The organism is Saccharophagus sp. K07 (genome assembly GCF_014336955.1).
GTDB lineage: Bacteria > Pseudomonadota > Gammaproteobacteria > Pseudomonadales > Cellvibrionaceae > UBA5868.
In genome coordinates this window covers 552,716-573,644 of sequence record NZ_QRAI01000002.1, presented here as the reverse complement: position 1 = coordinate 573,644, position 20,929 = coordinate 552,716, and the positions used below count along the sequence as shown (strand labels likewise).

The following is a 20,929-nucleotide window of genomic DNA, read 5'->3' as shown; positions in this document are numbered from 1 at the left end:
CATGCTAACGAGGTACGCCGCCGACTTCATCAACAACTTGTTCGACCAAAAAACGCTCGCTACCCTCCGCACGCTTAGCTACCACATCGGCCAATAAATCCTGCAATACGGATAAATCGATAGGTTTAACCAAGTGGAGATCGAAGCCCGCGTCTTTCGACATATGGTTGTGGCGTTTTTCGCTCCAGCCGGTTTGAGCAACCACAACGGTGGAATCCAACGCAGGATTTTTTCGCAGCAAACGACAGGCTTCATAGCCGTTCATATCGGGCATGCCTATATCCATCAAAATAAGGTCGGGGCGATATTCCGCGGCAATTTCAATAGCAGTGGGGCCGTCGAACGCGGTCTTTGTTGTGTGGCCAAGCAAATCGATAAGTTGGGCAAGCGTTTTTGCCGATTCCCGATTGTCATCCACCACCAATATGCGCAACTCACTGGATGATTTATTTTGAATAGGCGGCTGTACTTGGTCGTCAGGTGCCGAGCTTTGTGCACGTGGTAATGTCACGGTAAAGCGACTGCCTTTACCCAAGCCATCGCTAAAGGCTTCGACACGACCGCCGTGCATACGCAACAATTGCTCCACCAAAGTCAGGCCGATTCCCAAGCCGCCGTGAGTTCTATCCAGGTGGTCCGCCACTTGAGAAAACATTTCGAAAATAAATGGCAATTTATCCGGCGGAATGCCCATGCCGTTGTCCTGCACGCTCACCACCACCTCAGCACCATTGGTTTCTACAGTCACCTCAATAAGACCACCAACGGGTGTGTACTTGGAAGCATTATTCAGAATATTGGTAAAAATCTGCGACAAACGCGTAAAGTCCGCGTCCAGCCAAATTTCGTCTTCAGGGAAATGTAATCGCAAGGTTTGCTGCCTTTCGACAACCATGGATTGCACAACCTCAATGGTATTTTGCAACACACGTGATAGAGACAATCGCTCTTTGCGCAACTCGACTTTACCGCAGGTAATGCGCGACACATCCATCAAATCGTCCACCAAACGCACCATTTGTACCAACTGGCGATTGATTAATTCGCGCATTTCATTGACTGCACTGGGGTTATGAGACATATCCATGATTTTTAGCGCCTTGCTGATAGGGGCCAAAGGATTGCGCAATTCGTGCGCAAGAGTTGCGAGAAATTCATCTTTGCGTTTGTCCGCTTCGCGCAAGGCTGCCTCACTTTCCCGCAATTTTTGTTCTGCCTCCCGCCGCAGACGCATATCGATATTTTTATCAATAATCAAGGCTGCAGTACCACCCAAAACTTCCACCGCCAAACGATCACCTGGCGATGGGCTTGTCATAGTATTGGCGTAATACAGCGCAAAGGTGGCGAGCGGTTTTCCTTCGGTGGAAAAAATCGGCATAGACCAGCAAGCGCGCAGATTGTGGGAGAGGGCCAAGTCTTTGAAATCACGCCACAGCGGGTCGCGTTCTATATCGCCCACCATCACATTTTCCCGGCGATATACTGCTGTTCCACAGGATCCCGCATCAGGACGGACAAATATTCCATTAACGCTGCGATTGTAGGATTCGGGCAAGCTCGGCGCTGCGCCGTGCCATAGTCGCTCGCCGGTTTCATCCAACAATAAAATGGACGCATAAACATCACTGCTGGATTGCAACTCCACCGTTTTGGCAAAAACGTCGAGAATTTCTGTCAAAGGCACACCGGCAACACTCATTTCCAGTGCACGTCTCTGCCCGTCCATGACGATTTCCATTCGCCGTCGATCCGTAATATCAAATACACAGCCAACAAAACCAATAAACCGATTTTGATTATCGTAGCGTGGAGATCCGGCACTGATCACCCAAATATATTCACCATTCTTTTGGCGCAAACGAAATTCACTGCGAAACGGCCTGCGTTCTGCAGTAGCGATTAAAAATTCCTCTACCTCAAAATCATTGGCATGTATTTTTTTAAACCATTCAAAACCGAGATCTTGCGGTGCTACTCCACCGGTCAGCTCGTACCATTGACGACTTAAATAAGTACACTCGCCCTCTGCATTTGTGGTCCAAAGAATCGCAGGTGAGCTGTCAGCAATCATATGAAAATGCTGTTCTTGTTCGTAGCGCTCTTCCTCCTTCATTAAAATTCCCTGCACCCGAGCTTTTAACTCGCGCGCACTGAAAGGTTTGACGAGATAATCGTCGGCACCGGCCTCCAGCCCTTCAATACGCGCTTCTTCACCAGCGCGGGCGGACAGCAAAATAATGGGAATATCCCGAGTTTCGCGTTTGCCACGCAATTCTTTCAACAAACCAAAACCATCCAGCTTAGGCATCATCACATCGGAGAGAATCAAATCGGGGCGCTGCCGTTTGATTTCTTCCAGAACCGCGCGCCCATCCCCCACTGCAACCACATGGTACGCATCACTTAGTATTCGCTGGATATAAACGCGCATATCCGCATTGTCATCTGCCAATAAAATACGCTGGCGCTGGTTAGTCGATTCCGCTGTCGATGCTGCATTGTCCGGCAACCAGCGCAAAGCTTCTTCCACAAATGCTTCTGCGCGCGTAGCAGTGCTGACTTTGGCGCGCTCACCGCTAATTTGGTCCTGTGGCAGATGATTTTTGCCGAAGGGAATTTCAACGGTAAAAGTCGTTCCACGACCGGCGGCACTGTTTAGATGAATCGACCCGCCGTGCAGTTTTACCAGCTCTTTAACCAAAGCCAATCCAATACCCGTTCCTTCATGAGAACGCCCACTGGAATTTTCTACGCGGCGAAATCTTTCAAATATCTTTGCTTGATCTTCCTGCGCAATACCGACGCCCGTATCGGAAACTTGCAAAATGGCCGAGTCAGACTTGGCTCGTAAAACTACGCCGATGCCGCCCTTAAAGGTAAATTTGAAAGCGTTGGATAACAAATTGAAAACGATTTTTTCCCACAAATCCCGATCAACGTAAACAGGCTGAGGAAGTGGCGCGCAGTCAATCGATAAATCCAATCCCGTCCGTTCACAGGCAGAGCGAAAATTACTGGCCAGATCAGCGGTGAGAACAGCCAAATCCTCCGGTGCATAAACCGCCTGCATTCGCCCGGCTTCAACGCGGGAAAAATCCAGTAATGAATTTACCAGTTTCAATAAGCGCAAGCCGTTGCGATGCACAACTTTCAGGTCCATCCGGATATCTTCACGCAATTCATTATTGTCGAGTACATGCTTGAGCGGGCCGAGCATTAATGTCAGCGGCGTGCGGAATTCATGGGAAACATTGGAAAAAAAGATGGTTTTGGCTTTATCAATTTCGGCAAGCGCTTCGGCTCTTTTGCGCTCTTCCTCATAGGCAAGCGCATTGGCAATAGCAGCGGAAATTTGCCCCGCCACCAATCCCAAAAAGCTTTGGTAATTGTCATCAAAAAGTCGAAATGGATTCAGCCCAACCAATAAAAAACCGGATCGCCCCGTTTCTCCATTTGGGAGAATGGGCAAAATTGCTGCGGATTTAGGCGCTTCTTTCCATACACCTGTTGGTAAATTACCAAAATGCTGAGCCAGAAGATCAATCAGGGTAATTTGATGAACGACATTATCCAGCGGCCATGGAGAAGACTCTGCTGTCAATTGTGATGGCGCAGCCGGATGATCGCGTTCAATGCCCGATACGCCGCACAAAGAATAGGCCATGCCGTCAGCTTCTTTAAGATAAAGCGCAGCAAACGGCAGATCGTACTGATTGGAACGCAACGCCGCCATGCTATTTTCGCAAGCGCTGCGCCATGACTTGGTATCGACGATTTGTGCAGCCAAATAACTTAACAGCGCAAGCTGGCGCTCACTGATCACCCGCTGGGTATCGTCCGTATTCGCACAAATAATCCCCCCAACGTTATTGTTGTCATCGGGAATGGGACTGTAGGAAAAGGTGTAATAGGTTTCCTCCGGATAACCATTCCTTTCCATGATCAGCAGCTGTTCTTCGACATAGGTGCCTTCAGTTCCTGACATGGCGGTCGCCAGCATAGGTCCGATTTCTGCCCAGATTTCCCCCCATACTTCTTTAACAGGCTTCCCTAAAGCCCATGGATGGCGACCACCAATAACGGATTTATAGGGATCGTTGTAGAAATAGATCAAGTCCTGCCCCCAGCCAATCCAAATTGGCTGGCGGGAGGTCATCATGATACAAATGGCGGTTTTTAAACTTTGCGGCCAAGTCTCTGCCGGACCAAGCGAAGTGGATTCCCAAGGAAAACTCCGCAATAGATCAGCCATCTCGCCACGACCGGCAAACAGCTCTGCACCGGCAGAATGTTTCGAACTCATGCTCAATACCTTTTGTAAACGCGCCTTTATGCAAACACGGAAAGGTGGGCGCGCCAGTCATGATGAAAATTTCCCTGTTGCCCGGCAGTTTGCACAAACCAGATAACAGGGACGCGATAATCAGCCCCAATAAGCACAGCGGAACATAAATCCAGTACAGCGGGCATCAAGCTATGGTTTTTTTCGAGGAAGCCGTAACCCTTTAACAGTTACGGCGGGAGGAGGCGATGCAGATGCAGGAAGTGATTATGTAGCAGGAAAATTACCGCTCGTCTAGGCGGCGGCGAAACTCTGCCATGACAGCGTCATAAAGTTCGCCTTCCAAAAACTTGTCTTCAACGGCGGATTCGATGGAGGGGTTATCGTTCACTTCGATGATGTATACCTCTTTGCCGTTTTGCTTGAGGTCCACACCATAAAAGCCGTCGCCGATTGGCTTGGTTGCATTGATGGCCGCTTTGAGCACGTGTTTGGGCACTTCAAATGTCGGCATAGCATCAAAACCACCGGTTTTTTTGCCATCGCCACTGTGGTTGTAAATCTGCCAGTGGTTTTTCACCATGTAATAGCGACAGGCGTACAAAGGCTGATTATTCAAAATGCCGATACGCCAGTCGAATTCCGTATAGGTGTAAGTCTGAGCCAACATCAAAGCGCTGTTTTTAAACATCGCTCTCAGTTGTTCCACCAGTTCTTCTTTGGTTTTGACCTTCTTGACGCCAACTGAAAAGGAACCATCCGGTACTTTCAACACCATAGGCAGGCCGAGATCATTGATGACATCGTCGATCCTGTGAAGATCCGACTTCATCAAAATTCGGGTTTTAGGCGTCGGCAGTCCGTGGGTTTCCAACAGCTGCGCGAGATAAATTTTGTTGGTGCAACGCAGAATTGAATCCGGATCGTCCATGACCACCAGCCCTTCCGCCTGAGCGAGCCGGGCGAATTTATAGGTGTAATGGTTAACCGATGTGGTGGTGCGAATAAACAGCGCATCGTATTCCGACAGTTTGCCGATATCTTTGCGCGTAATAGTCTCGGCCATGATGTCGTGCTTTTTGGCCGCTTTTATGAACCGCTTAATGGCAACCGGGTTGCTCGGCGGAAAGGGTTCATTGGGATCGACAAGAATCGCCATGTCATAGCGATAATTTTTACGTGTTTTCGCCTTGCGCCAAACCAAGTGACTATAGTTATCGAGAGCGTTGGCGAAATCCGTTTGCTGTGTTTCGGTCAAGGCGTTAAGCGCACCCGCCTCTAACGAGGCCAAGCGCCAAGTGGCATCTTTGCGGTGGAATACTACCTTTAAAATTGGCACTGGTACCTGCTCAAAAATCTGCCGCGCAAGGTCCGCCAGCTGCGGTTCGGCAGTAAAACCGAAGTACACCATTATCTGGTGCTCTTTGGCATCACCAGCGACATCCGACAGTTGTTTTTGCGCATCGATATTGATAACGCCAAGCCAAATACGGCGCGAGAGGTCCTGAATATGTTTGACTGCTGGAATAACCTGATGATGGCGCGCTTCCGCCAGCAAGGAGCAGTAATAGCCCGTACTCAAATAGGTGTACTGGCGGCAAAGATTGATAACTTTATAGCGTTCTTTGGACGTCGGTTGTGCGAGATAGTCTTTGGCAAGCACAACGTCTTCGGATGGATAAAAAGCCGCCCAATCCGACGCGTTTTCAATAATGATTTTTAGTTGGGCCATATACTCTGGGGTCCGGAGGGATAAACCGCTTGCGGTTGCGCGCAAGTGTGGCAAAATCTTGCAACTTATCAAGTACTATTTTTATGAACTCTAATCTCCCCCGCATTGCGTCTCTGGACGACCTCCAAGAACTCGTTAGACTCGAAAATCTCTGCTTTACTCACGATCGAATCAGTAAAAGAAGTTTTCGTTATTTTCTTACAAAAAGCCAAGCAGAAATCTGGGTAATTGACCAGTCAAATAGTGAAAAATTGTCCGACGGAGCATCCTCACCACTCGTCGCCTATGGATTGGTTCTGTTTCACCGGGGCACATCGCTCGCCCGTATTTATTCTCTTGCGGTAGCTCCTCAGGAACGAGGCAAAGGGTTCGCCCGGCAACTGATTCTCACCATGGAAGCCTCTGCGCGTAAGCACAACGCCCTTTTTATTCGTCTCGAAGTTGCCGAGGACAACCACGGCGCCCGCAAGCTTTATCAGTCTCTCGGCTATGAGCCTATTCGCCGCTTGCATCATTATTATGAAGACGGCAACGACGGTTTCCGCTTGGAAAAACGTCTGCAAATCGACCGCCAGATCCCGTCACAATTGCCGTATTACACCCAGACCACCGAATTTACCTGCGGCCCCGCTTCTTTATTAATGGCGGCCAAAAAACTCAACCCAAACCAACCGGTAAGTCAGATAGAAGAATTTAATATCTGGCGGGAAGCTACCACCATTTTTATGACCACCGGTCATGGCGGCACCTCGCCTTACGGACTTGCCATAGCCGCCCATAGGCGCGGCTATAAAGCCCGGTTGTGGTTGGCCAATGAAGACCCACCGTTCCTGGACTCCGTACGCAGCCCGAAAAAGAAAAAAATCATCGAATTGATTCACCACGATTTCGCACGGCAAGCGCAGGAATACCGCATCGAAGTGGAGCCATTTCCGAAAGATATCGAAGCCATACGGCAGGCGCTGCGTGCTGGCCAACAAATCATTTTGTTGATCAGCACCTACCGCATGAACCGCAGCAAAGGCCCACACTGGATCTGGCTGGTGAACCTCGACGACGACTTCGCTTATTTCAATGACCCTGAGGTAGATGAAGACGAATGGAAATCGGCCGTGGATACGGTCTACGTACCTGTGCCAATCTCGGACTTTGCCAAAATGATCAAATACGGACGCAATCAATATCGCGCCGCGGTATTAATTTCTTTTAAGGAAGAGAAAAAAGCTAAAAGACAAGTCGCCGAGCCAGCCCAAACCGGCCCGGCAAAAAAAAGGATTAATTAGCCAAGGCAATCAGATAGCGTCCATCCTGCATTACCTGCAGCACCACCTGCATTTCGTTTTTCTCTGTGCTCGTTTCTTTTTCGTTCAACAGAACAGCGGTCTGGATCGGATAAACCCCCTGAGGCATACCGACAGGCAAGGTGAAACTAAATTCGTTTTCGTAAGTACCACCCTTTTGCGACGCACCGCTTACATTTTTTACCAATGACTTAATTACCTTGTTGGGATCTTCGTTATCGAAGATGGAAATTTTTTCCTGCACCAACACAGCTGCGCCATCTTTGCCCGGTACAACTTGCACACGCGAAACCAGCAACACAGGCTCTCCCGGTTTTACCACCTGGCCCGGACGCAAGTTGGATTCATAAGCAACCACCTCAGCGGTAGCGGGTAGATTTTTGAATTTGGACTTATAAGCTTCAGCAACCTTATCTTCGTCTTCGACTTTTTTGCTGCGGTAATCGATCACCATGTCATAAATGATTTTCGCGGCGATCCCCACTGCAGCCACCTTGGCTGCTGTTTTGAGATTCTCCTTGCGTTTGCAGTCGCTCTTGTTGCTGGACTTCTCACATTTATCCGTATCCGGCTTGATTTCCTTGGCCAAATCTTTAAGGCCGAAACCGGTGGTTAAAGTGCTCGCCAAACAAACCGTCGCAATAACTGCCAGACTTTTTTTCAGTTTCATACAAAGCTCCTTTTTTAAGGTCACAAAATGCGCTTCCGCGCGGAAATTATTCAATAACAATCTGGCTTTTAAGTTCTTCCACCGCCTTTTGAGAGGCGCGGCGCAACTCCAATGCCGGGGCGTAATCGGGCACGAATTCCAGGGCGGATTCCGAGCTGGCGATTGCGCAGCTGTAATTTTTCTTTGCAAAACACGCCTGGCCCTTGGCGAGCACATTTTCTGCTCGTTGCAGATTTCGCTGATATTCCTCTTTAGCAAAATCGATACGTTGCACCAGACTTTGCGCCGCGATTCTATCCACCCCCAACGACAACGCATTTTGGGCGTAGCGTGCGGCGCAGGAATAATCTTTAGCAGCAAGACAAGCCTCTGCCCGATTGACCAGCGATTGAAATTCGCGCCGTCGCTCTGCGAGCGCCTGCTGTTCTTGTGCACGAGCTTGCTGAGCTTGCGTGACCAACTCCAAAAATTCAGGATTACCAAGTTCTGGGGCTCTTTCAGACAATTGGATAATGCAAACCCAATCGCGTTGAGATGCGCACTCCCTGGCTTGGGTCATTATTTGCTCCTGCGCCTGCTGACTCTGGAATTGGATTAATCGATATTCCAGCTCTGCCGCACGAGCAGTCATCCCAACTTCTTTCAAGCGACGTAATGCATCCTTTGCACAGGATTCATCCGCAGAATGAATGCAGGATTCAAACTGCCCTATCAATTCATTTTGTTGCTGTGCCTGCAATTGGTCTTCGGCGGCGCTTTGCAGTGCGCGCGCCGCTTGATGACTGGCATCCAGTTGCAACACCGCTTTAGCGCTATCCAAGGCGCAAGTGAAATCGCCATTGGTCAAACATGACTGACCACGGGAATAGGTTTCCGCGATACGGGAATCCAATTCATCACCCACTAAATAGCGATAAGTGATGGTTCCACCCAGAGCACTGATTAAGACAGTGGCGGCCAACAACCCTTTAATAGAACGACGGCGCTGGGTGAGTCCTTTATAAAACTGGGTGATATCTTGTATCCGCTCGGCGCGGCGCAATTTCAAACCGCGCTCAAGGGTTTTCCACTGTTGTTTGGTCAGGGACTTTATAGGTGCGGGGCGCAGTTTTTCTTTTAGCGCTATGCCAGCAGGTTTGCGCTGATAAGGATGCTCTCCGGCGAGCAATTCATAGGCGATGATCGCCAGGGCGTACACGTCATCGGCAGGATGCGGATCTTCGCCATTGAACATTTCCAGACTGGCATAGGCTGGCGTCAGCGCGCCCAATGATCCTGCATCAAAATCGCTGGCTGCGGTTTGGGAAGTCAGACGCGCAATACCAAAATCCAGCACCTTGGCGCCGTCGGCGCAGACAAAAATATTTCCCGGTTTTAAATCGCTGTGAATAATGTGTTTTTGATGTGCGTGCGCCAGCGCAATGCCAATTTCGCGCACAATGCGCAGCGCTTTGGCTTTTTCCAGTCCTTTGCCCTTGTGTTGCCGGATCAAGGGTTCCAAACCAATGCCCTGCAACAATTCCATGGTCATGTAGATAACGTCGCCGTCGCGGTCGAAGTCATGCACAGTGACAATATTGGGATGCGACAAAATGTGTGACCGGCTCGCTTCCCGCTGCAGCGTTATAAATGCATTGGGGTGATTTTTGAAATCATCGTTAAGAACTTTAACGGCCACATAAGGATTGGGATCGCTCGCTTCGACCTTGCGCAAGTCCTTCGCTTTATAAACGGTACCCATACCACCCGCTCCGAGGGTGGCTTCCAGCACAAAACGATTATTCAGAATGATTTTATTGGCAGCCAACGCCCGGTCGGCTATTTGTTTGGCGCGCAGAAAGCCCTGGCTGCTGTTTTGTTCACGAATGGCTTGGCGAATGCGGGTGAGTTGAATTTCCGCTTGAGCTGCAGCAGGTGTTGCTTTTGCCGGTGCTTGTACGCGCGTGCGCGCATCCACTGCTCGTCCTTGGATGCGGGTTTTATTGTCCTGAGGAGCTTGTTGATCCTGAGGAGAATGCGGAGGCTGTCCCGGGCCGTCTTTCATCGGTCAGTCCTGATCTCGATTACGCTTTAATAAAGCAAGTACACCATTCAATTTGCGGCCAGCATAAAACAATTGCACATCTGGCCAGAGTTCACACGCCTCTTCCCTGAGGCCATGATCATTGGTTAATCGACAAAAACGCGGGCGTTGCGGAACAGGCGCAACCAGCCGCCATCTTCGCCCCAACCTGACGGTTGCCAGGAATTGGTCACAGTGCGGAACACCCGCTCCGGGTGCGGCATCATGATGGTGGCGCGGCCATCGCGGCTTGTCAGGCTGGTAATGCCTGCAGGAGAACCGTTCGGGTTTGCCGGATATTGAGTGGTCGGCTGCAGATGGTTATTGATAAATCTCACTGCCACCAAGCCGCTTTCGTTACAACGACGGAAGGCTTCTTCGTCGGCAAATTCCGCCCTACCTTCGCCATGCGCCACTGCAACTGGCAGGTGCGAACCGGCCATTCCGGCCAACAGCACGGACGGCGACTGCTCGATTTTCACGAGCGATACCCGCGCTTCAAACTGCTCGGACAAATTGCGCACAAAGCGCGGCCAGTGGTCCGTGCCGGGAATCAAGGACTTCAGATTGGACATCATCTGACAGCCGTTACAGATACCCAAGCTGAAGGTATCTCCGCGTTGGAAAAAAGCGGCAAAGGCATCGCGCGCCTGGGAGTTGAACAAAATAGTCTTCGCCCAACCTTCCCCCGCTCCCAATACGTCGCCATAGGAGAAACCGCCGCACGCCGCCACGCCTTTAAATTCAGACAGATCGATACGACCACTGAGAATATCGCTCATATGGACGTCAACTGCGGCAAAGCCCGCACGGGTAAACGCCGCCGCCATTTCCACCTGACCGTTTACCCCCTGCTCACGCAGAATCGCCACTTTGGGTTTTACCCCGCGATTGATATAGGGAGCGGTAATGTCATTTGACGGATCATAGGTCAGGCGCGCGCTCAAGCCCGGATCGTCCGCAGGAATGGTCTGGAATTCCTGTGCGGCGCATTCGGGATTATCGCGCAGGGCTTGAATGTGATAACTGGTTTTCGCCCACAACGCCTGCAAGGCGGCGCGCGTAGAGCGATAAATAATATTGCCACCGGCGTTGACGGTGAAATTCTGTTCCAAAGTAACTCGGCCGATGTTCACCACAGTGGTACAACCAGCTTCCGCCAAGCGGCGTTGTACATCGGCGACATCAGCCGCGCGCACTTGCAATACTGCGCCCAACTCTTCGTTGAAGAGCGCCGCCAGCGGATCGCCGCCGAGGGCGTCCAGATCCACTTCAACCCCGCAACGACCGGCGAAGGTCATCTCCGCCAGAGTCGCCAACAAACCACCGTCGCTGCGGTCGTGGTAAGCCAGAATGGCACCGGCTTCCAAGTTGGCCTGGATACCGTTAAAGAATGCGCGCAATTGCTCAGGCTCATCCAGATCCGGCACTTCATTGCCAATCTGACGGAAAGTCTGCGCGAGAATTGATGCCCCCAAACGCTGACGACCACCGCTGACATCCACCAGCAACAACACAGTTTCACCAAGGTCGGTGCGCAGTTGCGGCGTCACGGTTTTGCGCACGTCCACGACTGGTGCAAACGCGGAAATAATCAGGGACAAAGGTGCAGTGACTGCCAATTGTTTGCCGTCTTTCTGCCACTGGGTGCGCATGGACATGGAGTCTTTGCCCACCGGAATCGTCAGTCCCAATTGCGGACACAACTCCATTCCCACGGCTTCCACCGTGCGGAACAGTTTTTCATCCTCGCCCGGGTGGCCTGCGGCGCACATCCAGTTGGCGGACAGTTTGATATCGCTTAATTGGCCGATACGGGTTGCTGCAATGTTGGTGATGGCCTCGCCTATAGCCATACGGCCGGACGCAGGCGCGTCCACCAGCGCCGCAGGAGTGCGCTCGCCCATGCTCATGGCTTCACCGGCGTAGGTATCGTATGCCGAGGTGGTGACGGCGCAATCTGCCACTGGCACTTGCCAGGGACCGACCATTTGGTCGCGCACCACTTGGCCGGTCACAGAACGGTCACCAATAGTGATCAAAAATTGTTTGCTGGCAACGGCGGGATGCTGCAGTACGCGCTCCACAGCCTGGGCCATCGCGACGTCGTCGAGCGCCACTGGCGCGGCATCTACAGGCTTTTGTTCAGCAGTGCGATGCATCTTCGGCGGTTTGCCGAACAACACCGACATAGGCAGATCGATGGGGCGAGAGTTGAATTCGCGATCGTTGAGGATCAAAGTTTTCTCTGAGGTCGCCTCCCCTACTACTGCATAGGGGCAACGTTCACGCCGGCAGATGGCTTCAAAACGCGGTAGATTTTCCGGTGCAATCGCCAGCACATAGCGCTCTTGCGATTCGTTACACCAGATTTCCAATGGCGACATACCGGGTTCGTCATTGGGAACCTCGCGCAGTTCGAAACGTCCGCCGCAACCACCGTCTTTCACCAATTCCGGGAAGGCATTGGAAAGACCGCCCGCGCCTACGTCGTGAATAAAGGCAATGGGGTTTTCCGCGCCGAGCGCCCAGCAGCGGTCAATGACCTCCTGACAGCGCCGCTCCATTTCCGGGTTCTGGCGTTGCACCGAGGCGAAATCCAGAGATTCAGTCGAGCTACCGGATGCCATGGACGAGGCTGCGCCGCCGCCCAGACCAATCAGCATGGCCGGTCCACCGAGGACTACCAATTTGGCGCCCGGGGAGAATGGATGCTGTTCGATATGTTCTTCTTTGATGTTGCCGTAACCACCGGCGATCATGATCGGCTTGTGGTAGCCGCGACGCTCGCCGGCAAAATCCTGCTCAAAGGTACGGAAATAACCGCAGATATTGGGCCGGCCGAATTCGTTGTTGAAGGCCGCTCCACCGAGGGGTCCTTCGATCATGATGTCCAGCGGTGACACTATGCGATCGGGTTTGCCGTAATTGTCTTCCCAGGGCTGCTCGTAACCTGGAATGCGCAGGTTGGAGACGGTAAAGCCGGTCAAACCGACTTTCGGTTTAGAGCCTTTGCCGACTGCGCCCTCGTCGCGGATCTCACCGCCAGCGCCAGTACCAGCACCCGGGAAAGGCGCAATGGCGGTCGGGTGGTTGTGCGTCTCAACCTTCATCAGGATATGAATCGGCTCCTGATGGAAGCCATATTCACCCGTGGTGGGATCCGGATAAAACCTGCCTGCCTCCCAGCCGCGGATAACCGACGCGTTATCGGCATAGGCGGAAAGTACGTTATCACCGGCTTTTTCGTAGGTGTTTTTGATCATTTTGAACAACGACAGAGGCTCGTCTTTGCCGTCGATTGTCCAACTCGCATTAAAAATCTTGTGACGGCAGTGCTCAGAGTTCGCCTGAGCGAACATCATCAGTTCCACATCTGTCGGATTGCGCCCCAGTTGCTGGAAGTTTTCGAACAGATAATCAATTTCGTCTTCCGCAAGCGCCAAGCCCAGCTCGGTGTTGGCAACTTCCAGGGCAATACGTCCGCCGCTGAGGATGTCCACTATATTCAACGGCCGGGGCTCGTGTTGCTCGAACAACACAGCGGCATCGTCGAGACTGGCGTAAACCGCTTCCACCATACGGTCGTGGATAAGCGGCAACACTGCTTTGGGATCGAACTGGCCCTGGATGTAATAGGCCACACCGCGTTCGATACGCTGGATTTTGTGCAGACCAGCGTTGTGGGCAATGTCCGTGGCCTTGGACGACCAGGGTGAAATAGTGCCCGGACGGGGAACGACCAGCAGGAGACCGCCGTTGAGAGCAACCCTTTCTGACTTGGGTCCGTAGGTCAGCAGCTGCGCCAGCAGCTCTGTCTCATGCCCCTCGAGGGATTCGGCGAGATTGATGAAATGGATATATTCCGCTGCAACATCCGTAATACCCGGCTGACGCTCACGTAACGATTGAAGAAGCTTGTCGCGACGAAAAGAAGAAAGAGCGGCTGCGCCGGGCAATATCAACATAACTAAGATTTCTCAAAAAGAGGGGGCAGAAAATCGGGTGGGCATTGTACTGTAAATGCCGCATGGGGACATCCCACTTGGGAACCGCGCCTATATTCAAACGTTGTCTAACGCACAGATTTTTATAATGAATTGCTCGTCAATACCGCAAAATCCGCCGTTTCGCAAGCTAGGCAGCCAGGTTTCGTTTAGATAAAATCGAACAAAATTTGTTCAACTTCACAATTTTGCGTCGCTGTTAACAGCCCGATGGACAGGAACCTTGCGACGATAACGGTAAAGACGGGAGCATCAATGGAACTGAAACAACACTTGAAACAGAAGTGCCGAGCTGTTTGGTTTGGACTGCGCCGCTTAGCGCAGCAAATCAAACTGCTGGCATTTGCTGCTGCAGTGTCAGCCCCCTTGGTCGCCAGTCGAATGCCGACCACTCTCGAACAAATCCAATCCAGCGGCAAGCTGACCATCATTTCTCGCAACGGTCCAACCACTTATTACGAAGGTACTGATGGACTCACCGGGTTCGAATACAGCCTGGCCAACACCTTCGCCAAACGTCTGGGCGTGGAGCTGGAAATCGTCGAACAGGAAGACATCAGCCGCATCTTTGACGAAGTTGGTCGCAAAGGAAACTTCGCCGCTGCTGGACTCACCGTTACCGAACGCCGCCAACGCAGCGTCACCTTCAGTCGCCCCTATGCCTATGTCACTCAGCAGGTGATTTACCACTCTGGGACACGTCGCCCAACCTCTTTGGAAGACCTTGAAGGCAAACAGATCGTGGTGATGAGCGGCAGCTCCCACGCCGAGCGTCTGCGCGAACTGCAAAAGCAGCACCCCGAGCTGACTTGGGAAGAGCGCCCGGATGTTGAAATGCTCGACCTGCTCGAAATGGTGCACAACCACAAGATCGACTACGCGGTAATCGATTCCAACGCATTTGCACTCAACTCTGCCGTATATCCAAAAGCCAAAGTCGCCTTCAATATCAGTGAAGCAGAACCTTTGGCCTGGGCGTTCCCACAGTCTTCCGACACCAGTCTGCTGGACGCCGCCAACGAATTCCTTACCACCATGGAGCAAAGTGGTGCGTTGGCTGACCTGCAGGAGCGCTTCCACAGCAGCAGGGGTATTCATCATAACGATGCACTGGTATTCGCCAGCCGAATCAAAGAGCGCTTGCCCCAGTGGCGCGACAAAATCAAAGCAGCCGCAGAGGAAAACGGACTGGATTGGCTGTTGATGGCGGCGTTGAGCTACCAGGAATCCCACTGGGATCCTCTCGCAAAATCCCCCACGGGCGTGCGCGGTTTTATGATGCTGACGCTTTCCACAGCCAAGGAAATGAACATCAAAAACCGCCTCAATCCCGAACAAAGCATTGAGGGCGGAACGCGCTACTTCCGCAAGCTGCTCGACCGAATTCCTGCCAGTGTTAAGGGCGAAGAGCGCATTTGGCTCGCCTTGGCCGCCTACAACATTGGCTTTGGTCACCTGGAAGATGCCCGCATTCTGGCGCAACAACACGGCGCCAATCCGAATCGCTGGAGTGATGTAAAAGATTATCTGCCACTCCTGTCCAAGCGGCAGTATTACAAGTTCACCAAACACGGATACGCGCGCGGGCAGGAAGCCGTTGATTACGTGCAGAATATTCGCAACTTCTACACCATATTGGCCTGGAACGATCTGGAGCAGGATCGCCGTGCAGCTCTTGTCATGAATGCTTCAGAGCCACCAGAAGACGACTTTAACTTCATCATCAGCGAAGCCATCGCCAATCAGAATTTCGCCTCGCGCGCCCTCACCACCAAATCCATGTAAGGCTTAACCGGGCTTGCTCTTCGCTTGCAGACGACGCAACTGGAAGAACGAGCGCATAAGATCGGCGGCCTCCTCCGAGCAAACGCCACTGGCGACTTCCAAGCGATGATTCCAGTGGGTTTCCTCAGCCAACTGAAGCTGGCTGATCAGAGCACCTGCTTTGGGTTCAGGCGCGCCGAATACCACCCGCTGAACGCGCGCATGGATCATGGCCCCGACGCACATAGTGCAGGGTTCGATGGTCACATAGAGCGTTGTTTCCGGCAGGCGATAGTTGCTGCAGTTATGCGCGGCGTCCCGCAAAGCCACAATTTCGGCGTGCGCGGTCGGGTCATTGGTGCTGATGGGGCGATTCCAGCCGCGGCCAATGATCTCCCCGTTTTGTACAACCACCGCTCCCACTGGAACCTCTCCTGCTTGCGCCGCCTGCTCAGCAAGTGCCAGCGCCGCCTGCATAAATATGTGATCGCTGTCAGCCACGTCCGAGTCCCGTCGATTCCTCCATGGGTCCGACATAGGTAAAGCGGGCGACGCTCTCCCCGCCCACGGAAACCGACTCCTGGAACATCGCCAATGGACGCACCCACAGGCTGAAATCACCGTACAAGCAGCGGTATACCACCAACGGCTCCTCGGTTTCCGAATGGCGGGCGACACCGAACACTTCATAGTCGTGGCCTTTGTAATGGCGATAGCGCCCCGGCTGAAGCTGATCGGAAGAAATCTTGCTAACTGACATAAAACGCAGGTTCTCGTTTATCGTAAAAACGATAGATTTTTGCTACGAATTTTTAGGACTTGTCCAATTTGGCGCCAAATGCCGCTACGGCTCGTGTCCGAGCTTATCGATTCATGCCCGAGCTGGTATGATGCGCCACCTCAGACAGCCGTGGGGTTTTCCATGTTAGACCAAAATAGTATCGCCCAACTTTCGCAGTTAAAAAAAGAAATCCTTGCCAGCAAGGATTATGCGGAAGGTGTTGTCGTGGGCGCGAACGGGCGCTTCGGTTTTGTGAAACTCGATGACGGCCGCACCGCATTTCTCAATCCTGAGCGCATGCAACGCGTTCTGCCCGGCGACCGCATCAAGGTCAATGTCGTTAAAAACGATAAAAATCAGCTGGAAGCCGAATTGGAAAAATTGCTGAATATAGGCACTCAGCAATTTGTCGGGCGATACAAAATCAAGGGAAACAACCACTTCGTCCAAGCAGAAGAACAAGGCGCTCGCTGGCTGTTTATTCCCCCTCCGTTGAGAAAAAAATGCCAGGAAAACGACTGGGTCTTGGCAGAACTGAATAAACACCCGTTTGACGACGGTAAAGCTTCTGCCAAAATTGTTGCCCGCCTCGGCTCTCCAACTGACGACTTTATTCATCACAATATTGTGACCGCACAGTTCGGCCTGCACCGTTTTTGGTCGCGCGATGCGCTGGCGCAAACAGAAGAAATTGCCAAAGGCATCAATATTGAAAAACGTGAAGATTTCTCTTCACTGCCATTTGTCACCATTGATGCATCAACCACCAGCGATATGGATGATGCCATCTACGTAAAAACCGGAGAAAACGGCTGGCAATTGTGGGTTGCCATTGCAGATCCCGGCCATTTCGTGGCACCGGGTACACCTGTTGCAAAAACCGCACGTAATTTCGCTCAGAGCGTCTACCTCCCAGGCAGATCTCTTTCCATGCTGCCGGAAAAACTGGCAAATGAAAGTTTTTCTCTGCTGCCCAATGCCGGCCGCCCCGCCCTGCTGGTACGCATCAACATCAACAGCGACGGCAGTATTGCTGATTATCAATTTCAATTCGGCAAAATTACCTCGCGCGGCAAACTTTCTTATTTGGACGTAGGCGCATTTTTACAAGGCGAAAATCCGTCTATTACCGATGATGATGAAGTCAAAAAGTCGCTGACAGAAGCCAACAAATTGGCGCAGGTACGTCTGAAATACCGCCAACAGCATCATTTGGTTTACGAAGAACAGCTCGATTACGACTTTATCCTCAACACCAAAGGGCAGTTGGAAAGCGTACAAAAACGCGAGCGCAATGACGCGCATCGATTAATCGAAGAAGCCATGTTGTGCGCAAATATATGCGCGGGCGAATTCCTCGCCCAACATAAAACCGGTGTTTTCACTACGCATCTCGGATTCCGCCCGGAACGCATCGGTGAAGTACGCGCAGTTATTCGCGAAGACTTCGGCGAAGAATTTAATTCCGAGCAAATCAACGAACTGCAAGGACATATCGATTTTATTCACCTGCTGCAAAATTCCGATGAGCACCGCTCCTTGTTGGCACCACTGAAGCGCATGATGCAAAACAGCGAAATCAACACCGCAGCAGAACCGCATTTGTCCATGGGCGTAAAGCACTACGCAACCATCACGTCGCCCATTCGCCGCTACGTGGATCTGTGTAACCACTGGTCCATCATTCAAATTCTGGACGGCAAACAACCTCAGCAAATGCCGGCAAAGGTATTGGATGAATTGCGGGAAACTTTGCAACAAGGTCGCCAGGCATGCCGTCAACTGGAACAAATTCTGGTTGGTCAATATCTTTCCAACCATATTGGACTTGAAGGACAAGGTGTTATTCGCATAGTCACACAACAGGGATTCGGCGTAAAACTGCTGGAAACCGGTTTTGAAGGCTTTGTACAGATTCCGAAAAAAGTCGAAAAAGTTTTTGATGCGAAGCGCATGACCATTCAGATCGGCGAGCGACATTTTGCGCTTGATGATGTAATCACGGTTCGCGTCACTGGCGTCGATCTGGAAAAACGTCGCGTGCAGATGTCTCTGCCAGACGGATTCCCCACTGACACCAGTGAGTTAGACGCATCTGACGAAGTTCTCGCGGAACAGGAATAAAAAAGGCGCCCTAGGGCGCCGAGGATGCAACCTTTATGTGCAAGGATGCACGTCATTTCTTCTCCATTTCAAAATTTACCCGGTGCACCAACCCTTTATAGGCTATTGGCTGACCATCGCGTATTACTGGGCTGAACTTCCAACGTTTCACTGCTCTTATAGTTTCGGCATCAAAGACCTTGGGAGGCACCGCCGCGATCACGCGAATATTGTCGGTTGCCCCAGTTGGGGTAACATCAAATTCCACGTCCACATATCCCTCTATTCCCTTATTAGCTGCGACAGCAGGATAGGAAGGCTGCACCAGCATTGTCGGCACAGGGATATCACCTGAAACAGCGCCAATTTTGGGCGGTATGGGGTTTTCAATTTTGGTTGGAGGCACAAAATTAGAGTCATTTGTCGGCGCTAAAGCGATTTCAATGACCGGCGGCGCTGGCTCCAGCTCCACCGGATCCGGAGGCTTAGGCCGCTCATAGCGAATTTCGATTGGACCCGGCTCGTCGAGAACCGGATTCGGTATTGGGCGGAACACATGCTCCGGCTCAATAAATTCGTTTTCCTGTTTAATCAGGTAATCCATACCAAAAAGCAACAATATTGTTGCGACAAAAGCAGCAGGCACAACTTGCACCGCCCGCACTATTGACGTGCTTTGCAATGAGATTGCATTCGACGCTTGATAAATTGAAGAGAGACTCATCTGATGACCTCCAATGTGCCGCTAATTTATTGTTGTTGCGGCGATTAGTTACTTTGCATCCTCAAGCAATTTAAATTCGAATACTTTGGTCATACTCGCAGTTGTTTGCGCGCGCGGGGTAAATCGATAATGGCGAACCGCATTAATTGCTACTTTATCGAATACTCCTTTGGGTTCAGAACGCAAAACTCTCACATCGGTTGTCCGCCCATCCGGCAATACTGAAAACTCAAGTTCCACCACACCTTTTTGGGCTTTTTTCAATGCCTCAGGTGGATATTCTGGAATAATCGTAATTACCTGCATAAGTTCCATATCGAATCGCCCGAGATCCAAATTTCTATCGTAAATGTTTGCACGAGCTTCCAAGTCGAATGGATATGAAACATCAGCGACGGACAGTATTTCCTTCTGAATTTCATGCTGAAGAAGGTCGCGATCATCAAAATTAAAGTCTTTCCCTTCTTCGCCAGCATCCGCAACAATCGGCATGGTTTTAAGAGAATAAAATTCGTACTCGGTCTCACTATTTGCGGCAATTGGCGATAATTTTACCGAGCTGCAAAGCAACAGAGCCGCACAATAGGTAAGTGAATAGATACAGAATTTCACCTGGCTGGTTTGGCGGATCCTAGAGCCATCCAACACTGCGGAAATCCGATCAAAATGGCTACCTGCTTCCGTAAGTGCAACTGCGCCGGCTATGGGTTGCTGCACTTCGCTGGTCAAGGCCAGCAAATCATCGGCGTAATCCGTCCGTCTTCCCGCTATGGTAATAACCTTGTCGTCACAAGCCAGTTCTGCCAACCATTCCAATTTTCGCTGCAGCACCCAAACTGATGGAATAATCCAAAAACATGCCGCAACACAGTATCCGATAAATTTCGCCAGCCAATCATGGCGAGCAATATGTGCCATTTCATGCAAAAGAAAGCGCCGCACTCTGTCATGCCGCCACAACAAACTTTCTCGCGGCATTAAGATCACGGGACGAAAGACGCCATAAGTTAACGGGGTGCGCACATGATCGGAGTAACGCAGATCGATGGAGCGCCGGACAGAAAAAATTGCGGATATTTCTTTTACGAGCTCGACATGATCAGCAATATCAAGTCGTTTTGCGCGGCATCCCAGAGCGATTACAAATAATACTTGAAGAAAGCGTTTTGCCCAGAGAAGGCAGATCACTGCAAAATAGCAAATGGCCGCCAGAGAAAAATAAAAATTTATGTCTTCCCGAGCGAAAGAAAACTGAATTTTTAATTCCGCCCACGGGGGCAAAATCGAGATATGCAAGACAGGCATCATGCCATTTAACAAAGGCACAGCACCGACCCCCAACAGAACCACGAGCAAAACAGAGTGCAATGTCCCAGCGGAGCTGTTGCGGCTCCTATCAACAAGAAGCAGCGCAGTTGCAACCAAAATCCATGCTTTTAGCAAAACCCCAAAAACTTGATTCAGAACGTCGATTTCCATCGCAGCTGCCCTGATTTGCCG

12 protein-coding genes are annotated in these 20,929 nt (G+C 51.3%); 3 read left to right on the top strand and 9 right to left on the bottom strand.

Features of this window, described 5'->3' with window-relative positions:
* Positions 1-4: 4 nt before the first annotated feature.
* Together DWB84_RS08980 and DWB84_RS08975 are read right to left on the bottom strand one after the other, a co-directional pair.
* Positions 5-4,306, bottom strand: a complete 4,302-nt coding sequence (locus DWB84_RS08980) for an ATP-binding protein (RefSeq protein WP_187409423.1) — start codon at positions 4,304-4,306, stop codon at positions 5-7.
* A gap of 262 nt (positions 4,307-4,568) precedes the next feature.
* Positions 4,569-6,017 (bottom strand): RimK family protein, encoded by a 1,449-nt coding sequence (locus DWB84_RS08975; RefSeq protein ID WP_187409422.1) that lies wholly within the window; start codon positions 6,015-6,017, stop codon positions 4,569-4,571.
* Positions 6,018-6,100: 83 nt separating this feature from the next.
* On the opposite strand from DWB84_RS08975, the gene DWB84_RS08970 reads away from it, so the two are divergent.
* Positions 6,101-7,300 (top strand): GNAT family N-acetyltransferase/peptidase C39 family protein, encoded by a 1,200-nt coding sequence (locus DWB84_RS08970; RefSeq protein WP_187409421.1) that lies wholly within the window; start codon positions 6,101-6,103, stop codon positions 7,298-7,300.
* On the opposite strand, the gene DWB84_RS08965 is transcribed toward DWB84_RS08970, so the two are convergent.
* From DWB84_RS08965 to purL, 3 genes are all read right to left on the bottom strand, one after another.
* Entirely contained in the window at positions 7,293-7,988 is a 696-nt protein-coding gene (locus tag DWB84_RS08965) for a hypothetical protein (protein WP_187409420.1), read from the bottom strand. The genes DWB84_RS08970 and DWB84_RS08965 overlap by 8 nt on opposite strands.
* A gap of 46 nt (positions 7,989-8,034) precedes the next feature.
* Complete coding sequence (locus tag DWB84_RS08960) at positions 8,035-10,032, bottom strand: serine/threonine-protein kinase (RefSeq protein WP_187409419.1); 1,998 nt, start codon at positions 10,030-10,032, stop codon at positions 8,035-8,037.
* 125 nt (positions 10,033-10,157) lie between these two features.
* The gene (gene purL / locus DWB84_RS08955) at positions 10,158-14,018 is read right to left on the bottom strand and encodes a phosphoribosylformylglycinamidine synthase (protein WP_187409418.1); all 3,861 of its coding nucleotides are present in this window, start codon (positions 14,016-14,018) and stop codon (positions 10,158-10,160) included.
* A 294-nt stretch (positions 14,019-14,312) separates the two neighbouring features.
* Between purL and mltF the strand changes: the two genes are divergently transcribed.
* Positions 14,313-15,842 (top strand): membrane-bound lytic murein transglycosylase MltF, encoded by a 1,530-nt coding sequence (mltF, locus tag DWB84_RS08950; RefSeq protein ID WP_187409417.1) that lies wholly within the window; start codon positions 14,313-14,315, stop codon positions 15,840-15,842.
* A 3-nt stretch (positions 15,843-15,845) separates the two neighbouring features.
* Here the strand turns inward: mltF and tadA are convergent, their stop codons facing one another.
* Positions 15,846-16,322, bottom strand: a complete 477-nt coding sequence (tadA, locus tag DWB84_RS08945) for a tRNA adenosine(34) deaminase TadA (protein ID WP_370589692.1) — start codon at positions 16,320-16,322, stop codon at positions 15,846-15,848.
* Positions 16,315-16,581: a DUF1653 domain-containing protein gene (locus DWB84_RS08940; RefSeq protein ID WP_187409415.1), complete on the bottom strand. Its 267-nt coding sequence runs from the start codon at positions 16,579-16,581 to the stop codon at positions 16,315-16,317. The genes tadA and DWB84_RS08940 overlap by 8 nt, the downstream gene beginning before the upstream one ends.
* 162 nt (positions 16,582-16,743) lie before the next feature.
* Here DWB84_RS08940 and DWB84_RS08935 point away from each other — a divergent pair, with 162 nt between their 5' ends.
* Complete coding sequence (locus DWB84_RS08935) at positions 16,744-18,726, top strand: VacB/RNase II family 3'-5' exoribonuclease (protein WP_187409414.1); 1,983 nt, start codon at positions 16,744-16,746, stop codon at positions 18,724-18,726.
* A gap of 52 nt (positions 18,727-18,778) precedes the next feature.
* Here the strand turns inward: DWB84_RS08935 and DWB84_RS08930 are convergent, their stop codons facing one another.
* Together DWB84_RS08930 and DWB84_RS08925 are read right to left on the bottom strand one after the other, a co-directional pair.
* Complete coding sequence (locus tag DWB84_RS08930) at positions 18,779-19,429, bottom strand: energy transducer TonB (RefSeq protein ID WP_187409413.1); 651 nt, start codon at positions 19,427-19,429, stop codon at positions 18,779-18,781.
* Positions 19,430-19,477: 48 nt separating this feature from the next.
* Complete coding sequence (locus DWB84_RS08925) at positions 19,478-20,908, bottom strand: M56 family metallopeptidase (protein WP_187409412.1); 1,431 nt, start codon at positions 20,906-20,908, stop codon at positions 19,478-19,480.
* Between the last annotated feature and the right edge of the window lie 21 nt (positions 20,909-20,929).